Annotated in this window: 10 protein-coding genes; 5 read left to right on the top strand and 5 right to left on the bottom strand. The window is 37.1% G+C overall.

Features of this window, described 5'->3' with window-relative positions; translation table 11 throughout:
• Positions 1 to 37: 37 nt before the first annotated feature.
• Complete coding sequence (locus tag P9B04_RS03895; RefSeq protein WP_342053687.1) at positions 38 to 1,774, bottom strand: hypothetical protein; 1,737 nt, start codon at positions 1,772 to 1,774, stop codon at positions 38 to 40.
• A gap of 43 nt (positions 1,775 to 1,817) precedes the next feature.
• The gene (locus P9B04_RS03890) at positions 1,818 to 2,771 is read right to left on the bottom strand and encodes an ABC transporter ATP-binding protein (protein WP_342053686.1); all 954 of its coding nucleotides are present in this window, start codon (positions 2,769 to 2,771) and stop codon (positions 1,818 to 1,820) included.
• 493 nt (positions 2,772 to 3,264) lie between these two features.
• Here P9B04_RS03890 and P9B04_RS03885 point away from each other — a divergent pair, with 493 nt between their 5' ends.
• The 3 genes from P9B04_RS03885 to P9B04_RS03875 are packed head-to-tail and all read left to right on the top strand — an operon-like array spanning position 3,265 to position 6,694.
• Positions 3,265 to 4,302, top strand: coding sequence for a permease (locus tag P9B04_RS03885; RefSeq protein WP_342053685.1), 1,038 nt, complete (start codon positions 3,265 to 3,267; stop codon positions 4,300 to 4,302).
• 33 nt (positions 4,303 to 4,335) lie between these two features.
• Positions 4,336 to 5,157 (top strand): TIGR03943 family putative permease subunit, encoded by an 822-nt coding sequence (locus P9B04_RS03880; RefSeq protein ID WP_342053684.1) that lies wholly within the window; start codon positions 4,336 to 4,338, stop codon positions 5,155 to 5,157.
• Positions 5,158 to 5,188: 31 nt separating this feature from the next.
• A complete protein-coding gene (locus P9B04_RS03875; protein WP_342053683.1) occupies positions 5,189 to 6,694 on the top strand; it encodes an Ig-like domain-containing protein in 1,506 nt (501 codons plus the stop codon).
• A gap of 69 nt (positions 6,695 to 6,763) precedes the next feature.
• Here P9B04_RS03875 and leuC read toward each other — a convergent pair whose 3' ends face one another.
• Positions 6,764 to 8,167, bottom strand: coding sequence for a 3-isopropylmalate dehydratase large subunit (gene leuC, locus P9B04_RS03870; protein ID WP_342053682.1), 1,404 nt, complete (start codon positions 8,165 to 8,167; stop codon positions 6,764 to 6,766).
• Between the two features lie 191 nt (positions 8,168 to 8,358).
• Entirely contained in the window at positions 8,359 to 10,080 is a 1,722-nt protein-coding gene (locus P9B04_RS03865) for a hypothetical protein (protein WP_342053681.1), read from the bottom strand.
• Positions 10,081 to 10,296: 216 nt separating this feature from the next.
• Here P9B04_RS03865 and P9B04_RS03860 point away from each other — a divergent pair, with 216 nt between their 5' ends.
• Positions 10,297 to 11,757, top strand: a complete 1,461-nt coding sequence (locus tag P9B04_RS03860; RefSeq protein WP_342053680.1) for a DASH family cryptochrome — start codon at positions 10,297 to 10,299, stop codon at positions 11,755 to 11,757.
• 32 nt (positions 11,758 to 11,789) lie between these two features.
• On the opposite strand, the gene P9B04_RS03855 is transcribed toward P9B04_RS03860, so the two are convergent.
• The gene (locus P9B04_RS03855) at positions 11,790 to 12,767 is read right to left on the bottom strand and encodes a sirohydrochlorin chelatase (protein WP_342053679.1); all 978 of its coding nucleotides are present in this window, start codon (positions 12,765 to 12,767) and stop codon (positions 11,790 to 11,792) included.
• 296 nt (positions 12,768 to 13,063) lie between these two features.
• On the opposite strand from P9B04_RS03855, the gene P9B04_RS03850 reads away from it, so the two are divergent.
• Positions 13,064 to 13,546, top strand: coding sequence for a nucleotidyltransferase family protein (locus P9B04_RS03850; protein ID WP_342053678.1), 483 nt, complete (start codon positions 13,064 to 13,066; stop codon positions 13,544 to 13,546).
• Positions 13,547 to 13,559: the final 13 nt, after the last annotated feature.

Genomic DNA, 13,559 nt, shown 5'->3' with positions numbered 1-13,559 from the left:
ATTATTAGAGCCTATTGTAACAGTTAGTGTCTCATTCTTATTTTAAATGACTATAATTCTTGTTAGCAGTCAAAGAATTTAATAACAATCTGGTTTCTGATTCTCCTGCTTTTTGTAAGCGTTTACTCATTTCAGTGGTTCCTAAAGCAATTAGTAACCATTGACTCAGTAAAGGAAAGATAACTGACGTTAGGGTTAACAGATGTAAATCGCTGTTGAAAGCAGCCACACCAAAAATAGTAAACAACCAAGGGGTAATAGTTTCGGAAGGTTCCAGTCCTAAAATACTAAACATTAAAGGAGGAATAAACATTAAAATAGCAATTACTCCAGTGGCGATTAAATCAGGTTTAGGTAATTTAAATAAAAGAATTCGTTGACCAACTACTGCATAGATAATTAGGATGTTCAAACTGATAAATAGTCCTAATAAAAGGCTAAAAGGATGATCTAGGGGTGCTATCAATGTTGTGGGGATAAGATAGGCAAACATAATCCCCAAATTGAGAGCGATTGCTAGGGGTGAAGGACTTTTTTCACCTAAAATTAAATCTCGTACCAAAGAGCGCGAATTATCGTGGTTTTGATGACGATATCTAGCCCAATCATATAGACTTTGACGAGAAGGACTCAAAGCGGCTATTAGTAAACAAGCAAAGGCAACAATGAAAATTTGTAAGACAACAATATTTTCAATAATATGATACTCTATATCCCGAGAACCACCCGATTGAAAAACAAATCCTGTGGCAATAATAATAAAACTAGCTGACATTTTATAACTGTCTATCTTGTTGATACAAGTGGCATTAGGATTGCGAAAACGTCTGTTTAATGCTCGACTTATCCAATAAATTCCGAGAGAATAATTAGCGAAAATGAAACTAATTCCTAAGAAAGAATTGTGCCAGAATTGTTTACCATACCAAGCAAATTGATGCAGAGTTTCGTAATCAATATTTGCTGTTTTAACGGGAATGTAAGTAGACTCAACCAGATAGGCTAAAATTGTTCCTGGATAAAACAACATTATCCAATCTAAGGGGGTGTGGGAAATAAAATCACTGGAGGAGAAAAGAACACTTGTGGTTACAGAGAGAAACATCAAAACCAATCCACTGTAGAGAAAAGATTGAAATCCCCCTAACCCAGAAATTACTAAACCAAAGAGCAAAGAAAGACTATAGAAAAATGCACAACTGATGATGATACCTAAATAATAGGATAAAATCAGTCCAGGAGAGATATTTGCTTTAAATCCAGCGATTAAATGCAATGGAGATAAAACCGCACACAGAAGGTAAATTATAGAAGGAACTCCCAGAATTTTACCTAAGAGAATATTCTGAGAAGAACGGGGACTTAAACTAATAAAATTCAAAGTTCCTCTACTTTTTTCTTTTGATAAATCAGCAATTAATAAATAAGTTCCTGCAACTAATAAAATAAACAATCCTACTACGCTAAGAATTTTAAAAACATCCAACCACCAAAGTTGCCAATTAATAATCCAATTTCCTAATAAATCTTGAATACATAAGAGATTATCTCCATAATATCTTCCCGGTGGTGTTGCGGTACAATAACGACTCCGTTGAGGTGTAGTAATACTATCAATGGGAAGTTGTCCAGTAAAACCTATTAGTAATAAAATTTGAATACTAACGGCAATGATAACAGCGATAGATAAATTACGGATTTTGAAACGTCCTTTTAGTTCCCTCATTAATTGAGGGTTCCAGTCTCCGATTTTGTCGATATACGTTATAAGCATTGGCCTTTCTCTCCTTGATTTATGTGTAAGTGAGTAACATCAATTATGATGGTTGTTGATGACCTAGGTTGAGGAAGATAGACTCTAAATCTTCTTGAATACAATGAAATGTGGCAATAGGAATTCCTTGATTGATAAGATGTTTTAATAATTCTGCACTTTCTTCGTCTCCTCCTGAAAAATTAACTCGCAAACTGTTTTTATGGGAAATCATGTCCCATTCTTCTACTTCAGAAAACCCTTTTAATTCCTGTTCTAATTTTGTTAAATCTCCCAAAGTTTTAATGATGATTTGTTGACGGGATAGTCTTTCGTACAATTCTTTTAGTGGGGTACTTTCCACTAAATAACCCAACTCCATGATACCGACAGAGGTACACAATTCTGCCAAGTCGCTTAGAACATGGGAAGAAATTAATACAGTCATGCCAACACTTTGTAGGACTTTTATGACCTCTCTAAACTGCATTCTGGCAATGGGATCTAAGCCTGAAACCGGTTCATCTAATAATAATAAAAGGGGTTCGTGTAAAATAGTTCTAGCTAAACTTAACCGTTGTTTCATACCTCGAGATAAGGTATTGATATTACTATTTTTTTTGCTAGTTAACTGCACTAATTCAAGAACTTCTTGAAGGCGACGACGACGATGGGGTAATTTTAGATGGTAAAGTCTCGCAAAATAATCTAAATAATCCCAAACAGTTAGGTCTTCGTACAAGGGGAAATCATCTGGAAGATAGCCCAATTTCTGCTTAAGACGAGGATGACTATTGTCTCTTAATAGGCGATCGCCATAAATGTGAATCTCTCCTGCAGTGGGTTCTTCAACAGCCGCTAACATTCGCATTAGGGTGGTTTTTCCCGCACCATTGGGGCCGATTAAACCGTAAACTTCCCCTGCTTGTACCTCTAATTCTAGCTTATTGACCGCAATATGCCGTTCAAACTGCTTGGTGAGGTTGGAAGTAGAGATGGCTAATTCTGGGACTATCATAGTTCGATTATCGGTTCTCAGTGAACGGTGATTAACAGACTCTGAAGAAGGTTCAACCCCCAACTTAGTTAATACTCACATCTTGCACCTTCGATAAAACTGGCTAGTTTGTAAGCCTTCAGCTGAAACATATCAATCCCTATCATCTACTGTGAGTAAGATTAAACGAATGCTGAACGCTGACTGCTGACTGCTGACTGCTGACTGCTGACTGCTGACTGCTGACTAATTTAAGTTTTTCTATACTGGTGCAAGATATCAGTAATAAAACTAGCTTAGCTTTTTATTACGGAAACTGACTAACCTGAGTTCGGAGTTAGGAGGGCGGCTTCGCAGGGTTGTTGAATCTTCTTCAACAAAGGGATAAGCATAAAGTTATATTAAGAAAATATTAAAAAATATGATAAAGTCCATTGAGGGATTCATGAGAACTTTATCAATCCAACTTACGTCAGAATAACCACTAGCAGCCTGATCAGGCAATCGTATAATAATGACACAATTACACAACGCCTTTACCTTATTCCTCAGTTTGCTGGTGGAGGCATTTCCATTTTTGCTGTTGGGAGTATCCTTATCGAGTGCTTTGCTGTTATTCATCGATGAGGGTAAGTTAATTGCGAGTATTCCCAAAAATCCCTTGTTAGGGGCGATCGCAGGTAGTTGTATCGGTTTTTTATTTCCGGTGTGTGAATGCGGAAATGTTCCTGTAGCGCGACGGTTTCTCATGCAGGGACTACCCAATTCAGCAGCCATCGGCTTTTTATTAGCGGCCCCAACCATCAACCCCATCGTGGTTTGGTCAACCTGGGTAGCGTTTAGGGGTCAACCAGAAATCGTTTTTTATCGGGTTATTTTTTCTTTGATTGTGGCCATTACCATCGGTTGTGTTTTTAGTGTTCAAAAAGATCCTCGCCCCATGCTACAACCCTTACTGGCGCAACGCATCACCATGTTATCCCGTCAACCTAGGTTTGCCCGTTCGAGAAAAAAAGAACCCAATCTCAAAGAATCGATGTTATTGCAGTCTGGAACCTTTTTACTGGGAACCAGTAATGGTCCGGTACGATTAGATGAAATGTCAACTGCTACTTTAACCCTAAACTCTGGTCAATCATCGGTGATGGTGGGACGATTAAAATTATTCATCGAAAATGTGACCCAAGAACTGAGAGAATTAGGAGGAATGTTAATTTTAGGGAGTGCGATCGCCGCTTGTCTACAAGTTTTTGTTCCCCGCGAAATTGTTTTAAGTTTGGGACAGGGAACCATTAGTTCTATTGTGGCTATGATGTTATTGGCCGCCATTGTTTCTATCTGTTCGACGGTGGACGCATTTTTTGCTCTATCTTTTGCCTCCACTTTTACCACCAGTTCCATATTAGGGTTTTTGGTGTTCGGGCCAATGATAGATATCAAAGCCATTGGTTTAATGCTTTCGATTTTTCAACCCAGAATGATAGTGTACTTATTTGCATTGGCTGCCCAGCTAACCTTTGTCTTGGCTTTGTTTCATAGTTACTTCCTCTAAAATAGCCGTGATTAAAGAGGTTAAACAATTTTTATGAATCTACTATCTAAATTTAAACTTTCCCGGAGACTGAAACTACTTTTACCAGGTTTAGATATCTTAGCGATTGTTGCTTGGGGTGTTCTACTCTTCAAATATTGGGTGACCGGTCAACTCAAATTATTGATTCATCCTAATTATAATTTGCTGGTTTTTGCCACTGCTATTCTCTTCATCATTTTGGGGGGTGTTAAGACGTGGTTATCGGTTCAAACCCTGCGTCAAAAGGGCAACAATGGGGAAACAGTGCAACATATCAGTATTTTCCCCCCAGGATGGGGTAGTAGTTTGTTGATTATCTCTGCGATCGCGGGTTTCATTATTCCTCCCACCATTTTTGATAGTCAAGTGGCTTTGCAACGGGGAATTTCTGAATCCTTACCCATCACCCAAAGCCAAACCCAAAGCTTTACCCTTAACATTAAACCAGAGGAGCGATCGCTGATTGACTGGATTAGAACCCTGAATGCTTATCCCGAACCTGATGCTTATCAGGGTCAAAAAGCTAATGTAACGGGATTTGTGGTGCATTCTCCCTTACTTTCGGAAGATTATATATTATTGAGTCGTTTTATTATTACTTGTTGCGCTGTGGATGCCTATCCGGTGGGACTTCCAGTGAAATTAGAACGGGATCGTAGCAATTATCCCCCTGATACCTGGTTACAAATAGAAGGGGAAATGATGACGGAAACCCTTGCCATCGATACCCAAACAATGCAAGGAACTCCTACTCAAAAACGTCAATTAGTGTTATCTGCTAACAGCGTTACAACCATTCCTACCCCCGATGATCCCTATGGTTATTCTAATTAGTTCAATTATTAATTATTAGTTATTTATTAAAATGATCAATAAACTTACCTTAAAAGAACCTATTGATAAACTTTCTGTCTGGTTAATTGGAGGGTTTAGTATCCTTATTACCGGTTTAGTTATTGGGGATAAACTATGCGGAGATAATTGTTTTTTGAGAAAGGGTCCCCAAGTTAAGAATTTTACCTGGGAAGGAGAAACCGTTAATAACACAGATCGGGCTTTTATCTTGACGTTTGATCGGCCGATGGATAAAGAAACTGTGGAGAAAAATTTAGTCATCGATCCCCCTCTTCCTGGTAAAGTAAGTTGGGCTGGTCGTCGCTTAGCTTACACAACAGAAACCCCTGTTCCCTACGGGGAAACCTACACAGTTCAATTGAACGAAGCTAGAGAAAGGTTTAGAGATAGTAGCAAAATAGGTCAGGAAATGGAACCCTTTGTGGGAACTTTTCAGAGTCGAGATCGGGCGTTAGCTTATATTGGAACCCAGGCAGAAGAAAAAGGGAAACTGGTTTTTTATAACATTACACGGCAACATAAAAGAGCATTAACCCCTCCAGATTTAGTGGTGATGGATTTTGAATTTTATCCCGAAGGCGATCGCATTTTATTCTCTGCTTATGATCAGGGTTTGGGTATCGATGGACTACGACAATTAAAACTTTATACGGTTACCACTGGGGTTAGTAATGGGGTAGAAGATAGTGATAATAATGTGGCAGGGAAAATAGAAGAAATCCTAGACAATGAAACCTATCAAAATAATCAATTTGATCTTTCTGCGGATGGAGAAACCATTGTTATCCAAAGAGTTAACCGAGAAAATCCTGCTGACTTTGATTTATGGATGATTAAAAACGGAGAAAAACCAGAAAGATTGAAGGTAGCAGGGGGGCATTTTGAAATTACCCCAGATAACAAAGCTTTAGCTGTTGCCCGAGGTGAAGGTATTGGAATATTACCTCTAGAACCAGAATCGGAACCTTTAGATTTTTTACCAAAATTCGGTCAATTGTTAGATTTTTCCCTCCAAGGTAATTCGGCCGCAATGGTGGACTTTAATACGGATAATGCTAATTTACGCTACACCCGCTCGTTATTTTATGTTAATAATCAAGGCATTCAAAAAGAACTCTTAAATACTCAAGGGTCGATTGTGGATTGTCAATTTACTTCAACAGGAAATCAATTATATTGTCTACTAACAGAACTATTAAAAGGGGACGAATATCGAGAGCAACCTTACTTTGCTAGGTTTGATATTAGGACAGGAGAAGTAACCCCTTTAGCGAAATTATCTGATTATCAAGACATCAAAATTAGTTTGTCTCCCGATGGGTTGGCCTTATTATTTGACCAAGTTTTAACTAGCGATGATACCAGTTTAAAGGACAATTTAACGAATAACTCGGGGCAAGCGATCGTAGGAGGAAAATTATGGTTATTGATTCCTCCTATTAGCAATAATCCTAACAGTAAAGCAGAATTAAAACAGCTACCTTTAGTGGGTTTTCGTCCCCAGTGGCTGCCTTAAACAATGTACAATGTGAGTTAAATACGACCAGTGAACAAAAATAACTGTTCACTGGTAACTGATAACTGTTCAACCGAGTTCTCGTACATCAGAAACCTTCCCATTCACTGCAGCCGCTACAACCATAGCTGGACTCATCAATAAAGTTCGTCCCGTGGATGATCCTTGACGACCTTTAAAGTTACGATTAGAGGAAGAGGCACTAATTTGATCTCCTTTTAGTTTATCGGGGTTCATGGCTAAACACATAGAACATCCGGCTTCGCGCCACTCAAACCCTGCTTCTACAAAGATTTTATCTAAACCTTCTTTTTCTGCTTGTACTTTTACTCTTTCTGAACCAGGAACTACAAACGCTTTTACCCCATTGGCCACATGATGACCTTTTGCCAGCTTCGCAGCTTCTCTTAAGTCGCTAATACGACCATTAGTACAACTGCCAATGAAACAAACATCCACTTTTGTTCCTTTGATGGGACTACCTGGAGATAACTGCATATAGTTGTAAGCTTCTTGGGCGATGGCCCGATCGCTTTCTGGTAAACTGTCGGGGGTGGGTACAGGTTCGCTAATACCAATACCTTGACCGGGTGTAATACCCCAAGTTACGGTAGGTTCGATATCAGCAGCGTCGAAGCTAACAACATCATCGTACTCTGCATCGGCATCAGAAGCCATACTACGCCACCAACTGACTGCTTTTTCCCAGTTTTCTTCGGTGGGGGCAAAGTCTAGTCCTTTTAAGTAGTCAAAGGTGACATCATCGGGGTTAATATAACCGCATCTTGCACCCCCTTCGATGGACATATTACAAACTGTCATCCTCTCTTCCATAGACATATTTGCAAAGGTGGTTCCGGCGTATTCGTAGGCGTATCCCACACCCCCTTTTACCCCCAGTTTACGGATGATATGGAGTACCACATCTTTAGCATATACCCCCGGTGGTAAAGTGCCATTAACTTCGATTTTACGCACTTTTAGCTTAGACAGGGCAAGGGTTTGGGAGGCTAGGACATCCCGTACTTGAGAGGTTCCAATACCAAATGCGATCGCCCCAAATGCACCGTGGGTGGAGGTATGGGAGTCACCGCAAGCAATGGTCATTCCTGGTTGGGTAAGTCCTTGTTCCGGGGCCATTACATGGACAACCCCTTGACTACCCGAACCGATATTATAAAAGCGAATACCGTTGTCCTTGGTACTATTTTCTAATGCTTGTATCATCTCTTCTGCTAGGGTATCAGCAAAAGGACGAGCTTGGTTTTCCGTGGGGACGATATGATCGACGGTGGCAACCGTGCGATTAGGATACAATACTTCTAGTTCTCTCTCCCGTAACATAGCAAACGCTTGGGGACTGGTGACTTCGTGGATCAAATGCAGTCCGATGAAGAGTTGGGTTTGTCCTGAAGATAAAATTTTGACAGTATGGGTATCCCAAACTTTATCGAAGAGTGTTCCTTTACTCATGGATGTCTCTGGCTTTTCTTTATCACGCTATATTTTTATTATGAAGGGTCTTAGGGGTTTATTGGGAACTTTTAAGATCATTATTTAATTTTTATTACCAGATCGTAGTGTTGGCAAATAAAAAATTTATGTAAACTAAGTCGAGATTTGTGACTATTGCTCACTTTACAAGATTTCTGTAGTCAATAAACTCAATCTTCTACGTGATCTAATCCTCTCAAAAATTCCTCTTCAGATACCCAGTCATCTGATTCTTCTGCTTCTTGAATTGATTGTACAAAACCAAGATGACTGATTAATTTATCTAAAAATATAGTCGCTTGTTTTAATAAGTCACTAAACTCTTTTTGTAAGTTTGTGTTTAATAATTGTAGTCTATCGGTTATTTTTTCATATTTACTCCCTTTTAAATGTGCTACTCCAGTAGAACGAATGGATTGTATATTCATTAATAATTCTATGTCATTTTGATGATCTTTAAAATTTTGCTGATTTAAAAAAATAGACAACTTTTTAATTCCTTTCATATCTTTAGAATAATCTTCAATATACTTCTTAAGTTCAGATTCATTCAAAGAGTCTATTAGGATTTTAGTTAAGGCAAGAATTTGATGATCAAATTCAGCTTGAGTATTATTTAGTGGGACTCGTAAATTATTCCATAAATGATCATCTCTTGGAGATAATGGACGAAACAAATACCAACCATAATTAATTTTCCATTGTTTATTAAGTTGTTCATATCTCAACTTAAATTTTAAAGCTTTATCTTGAGGATCACTAGGAATTCCTAAAATATTTCTTCCAAAACTTGTTCCACTTAATGATCTCTTTGGCGGAATATTATAAACTTTCCAATAATCTTGTTCCTTAGCAGGTAAAGAAGATAAGTCACCTAGATATACTATAACAACATCTTCGTGATGATTATCCATTTTTAGTCCCCAACTATCCCCACATCTTAGATAAGAATCTTCTACACTATATTGATCAGGATTAGCATAATATTTTACAAGAATATCTCGCTCAAAATATACAGGAGTAAGATAGTTTGGAGCATTTGGGTTAGCACCAAAGTAATTTGCTAATTTATCGGGATCACAAGTAAAAGTAATCGGTTCTCCATCAGTATTTTCACCAATTATAAATGTTTTACAAACACTATATTTTGCTTCGTCATAAGGCCAAAAATCACTTTTTGACTTATGATAAGGAAGAATGAGTTTTTTACCTCTGATTGAAGATTTTGTTTGATATTTAGGAGAATGATGATTTTTATGTACTAGCATTGAATATGCTGTATTTTTATCACGATATTGAGACTCTTTCTGAATATATGTCAGATGAGATATATCTATTTTAGAAGATCTAATATACTCAAAAAATAAAACAAGGTAAGCTTCTTTTATAGCCAAAAATTGCCTTATTTCTTTTAGATGAATCAAAACAGCATTATTCTCAAATCTAATAACAGAAGTAGGATATCCTGATTCATCTAATTTTAAAAATTGATTTTTTTCTAAGTCATGATAAAGATTATGAAAAAAACGAAATTCTTCTGAAATTTCTGGGTAACTATCTCTAAAACCTCTATAATATCGTATAAAAATTAAAGGTTCTGCTTCAGTACCACCAAATCTATCATAAATAACTTCATTATCTTCAATTAAACCATATATTGTACAACCAGGAAATCCTTTATTTGGATAAATTTCCCAATCCCTTGGGTTATCTAAAGCTTTTTCAAAAGCATCATGTTTAATAATTCCACAGTGAAATACTATATTATTTTCTCTGTTCTCATCCTCATCATAAAGATAATCAAAAACTTTAATCCAAGGTTCGTTACCTAGAACATTTTTAATATAATTTTGTTCTGTTTTAAATAGAATATAATCTAAATCACTGTTCATATACAACACACAAAAAATTTGCAAAATCAAGAGGAAGATGATGGGTTTTCACTCCTCCATAAACTATTATAACTTAGGATAATTGAATCATTGAGATACTGTTTCAATGAATATAAAAAGACTGTATACGTAAAAATTTAATTTTGCTAGTCTCAACGCTAATCAGATGAAAAGTGTTATCATAGTTAACAGATCTTAATAATCTACTCATAAACTATGTCTAACAAAAAAATTTTAATCTGGTATCGTAATGATCTAAGGATTCATGATCATGAACCATTGTATCAAGCGATTAAACAAGGTGCGCTAGTGATTCCTTTTTATTGCTTTGATATTCGGCAATTTAACACTACTTCTTTTGGGTTCCCTAAAACGGGTAATTTTAGAGGCAAATTTTTATTAGAAAGTGTTGCTAATTTAAAAAATTCTTTGCAAGAATTAGCCAGTAATTTAATTATTAGAAAAGGTTATCCGGAAAAAATAATTCCTGAGTTAGTTAAACAATTAGAAATTAATGAAGTTTATTATTATGAAGAAGTAACCTCAGAAGAAATCAATGTAGAAGATGCAGTAGAAAAAGCACTAAAACCCCTTAAAGTTAAGTTTAAAGGATTTTGGGGTGCTACCTTGTACCATTGGGATGATTTACCCTTTGAAGTGAGTCAGTTACCAGAAGTTTTTACCAGTTTCAGGAAAAAAGTAGAGAAAAATTCCACTGTAAACCCCACTTTCATAAGTCCTAGAAAATTAATTTCTCTTCCCGATGTTGAGTTAGGATACATTCCCAGTTTAGAAGATTTAGGTCTAGAAAAACCTGAATATGATTCTAAAGGAGTATTAGAATTTAAAGGAGGAGAAACAGAAGGAATTAAACGGTTAAAAGAATATTTTTGGCAAGGAAACCATCTCAAAGAGTATAAAGAAACTAAGAATGGAATGTTAGGCGCGGATTATTCTTCTAAATTTTCTGCTTGGTTAGCTAATGGTTGTCTTTCCCCTCGTTATATTTACGAAGAAGTACAGAAATATGAAGAAAAAAGAGTCAGAAATAACTCAACTTATTGGTTGATTTTTGAACTACTATGGCGGGATTATTTTCGGTTTATTGGGGCAAAACACGGCAATAAAGTTTTCTATGAGTCTGGTTTACGAGGAGTAGATATTCCTTGGAAAGAAGACTTAGAAAGGTTTAAACTTTGGCAAGAAGGTAACACAGGTTATCCCTTAGTTGATGCGAACATGAGGGAATTAGCAACCACTGGGTTTATGTCCAATAGAGGGAGACAAAATGTTGCTAGTTTTCTTACTAAAAACTTAGGAATTAACTGGATAATGGGGGCAGAATGGTTTGAATCCTTATTAATCGATTATGATGTTTGTAGTAACTATGGAAACTGGAATTACACCGCAGGAGTAGGCAATGATGCGAGAGGGTTTCGCTATTTTAATATTCCTAAGCAATCAAAAGATTACGATGCCAAAGGAGAGTATATCAAACATTGGTTACCAGAATTGAAAATGATTCCAGGTCAAAAAATTCATGAACCCTGGAAACTTTCACAAGAAGAACAAAAACGTTACAATGTTAGGATAGGGGTTGACTATCCTCGTCCCGTGGTAGACTTTTTCAAATCAGTTAAAGCTAGTGAAAAAGTTTATGATAAGGCGAACATTTAGAATCACACTTAACTGATAACTGCTAATTAAAACTAGGGTGTTTTCCAGATGCGTTGATGATAGTTTTCAACCTTAGCATAAGGGTCAATTGCAGTATGATGGTGATGGGAATGATGATCGTGGTGGTGATGATGAGTGTGATTATCTGTGACTGCTAAACGGAATTTGCACATCTCGCAGTTCATTTGTACCTGTCCCCATTGTATTTCCAACTCCCTTTCCCTCACCACTTGTAGCAGTTGAGGATGAACACCCATTTCTGGTAAACAAGTCATTTCGATGTGGGGATAGAGTGCTTTTTGTTCTTCTGTGACACGAAAAATCTTTTTAACTAACGCCCCAGTAAACAAGAAATAGGGTAGAACAATGATACGCTTGGGTTGATATAAACTAGCTCGTCTAAACCCTTCTTCAAGACGAGGGTGAGTGATACCAATGAAACAGGTTTCTACTGTTTTATAACCGCTACCTTCCCATAACACGCGGGCTAACTTACAAACATCCCCATTAGCATCGGGATCACTAGAACCCCTACCAACAAACAATAAAACAGTCTCGGAACGTTGAACTTGCTTAGGGTTAGCGTTAGGGTGATCTAAATCCTTTAACCGTTCCTGCCACAATTTTAGCAGATTGGGAGTAATACCGAAATGGCGGCCATAATGAAATTTTAACTCAGGATAACGCTGACGAGTGCGATCGAGTTCGTTGGTAACATCAAACTTATTATGACGCGCCGCAAACAAGAGAATAGGTAAAGCAGAAATATCTGTGTAACCTTGAGACACACAATAGTCCACTCCTTGTTGGATGTAGGGTTCCGTTAGTTCCAAAAAACAGGGAATTACGGGACGAGAAGTATCTAATGCTTGATAAGCTGCTACAAAGTCTAAAAATGTTCTTTTTCCGTCTTCATCTTTGGTTCCATGACCAATCATAAGTAAGGGACGGGGTAAAAGTAAAGGGGGAAAATGAAGGGAGTTATGCTTATCTAGCTGATGGGTGGACATTAATCGTTTCAAACTCCTGTAATGATAGTCCGTGCTTTGTTATGTTAGCGAACTTTTATGGTGTTGGGAAATGGGGGGTGGGGGGAATAAGGTATGAGCATTAAACTGCTATTTGAGGCTGCAAGGGAGCAGGGAGAAGGGAGCAGGGAGAGAAACTTTGATAGTTTGTACTAAAATGCCCAATAAGTATTTTAAATGCACAACAGACTACAGTTATTAGTTACCAGTTAAACTTATATAATACTTAAAAATAGGTTAATTTTTTGCTTGCTTAATAATCAGTCATCTCTATAAAAATGAGTATTACCTTAAAAGAAAGAAAAGAAAAAGCGTTAAAAATAGCTAATAATTGTGTCAAAATATTAAAAGAACAATTTGGGGCAAATGAGGTTATTATATTTGGCTCTTTGCGTGGAGATAGTCCTTGGCACGAACAATCTGATCTTGATTTAGCCGTTAAAGGAATGTCTGATGATGATATTTGGAATGCTTATGGAACTCTAGAAAAAGTTGTCCCTCCTTGGTTAAAGTTTGACTTAGTTCCTGTTGAAAAAGTTCCCAGTTATGTCCGCGATCGCATTTTACAAACTCAACCTATATCTAACAATAAATATTTAGCTTTAAAAACCCGTCTTGAAGATGAAATGCTGGCTTTTAATGAAACAGTTACCACACTTAAATCTCTTTTAGAACAAGCTCCTACAATACCTGAGATAGCTGTAACACCTGCTTTAGCTAGTTATACCAAATCCGCTCTTGTTATACCCTTTATAAGCTAGAATAGGCAGATGT

It is taken from the genome of Crocosphaera sp. Alani8 (assembly GCF_038442745.1).
In the GTDB taxonomy this organism is placed as follows: Bacteria; Cyanobacteriota; Cyanobacteriia; order Cyanobacteriales; family Microcystaceae; genus Crocosphaera.
This window is presented reverse-complemented; position numbering and strand designations above follow the sequence as displayed.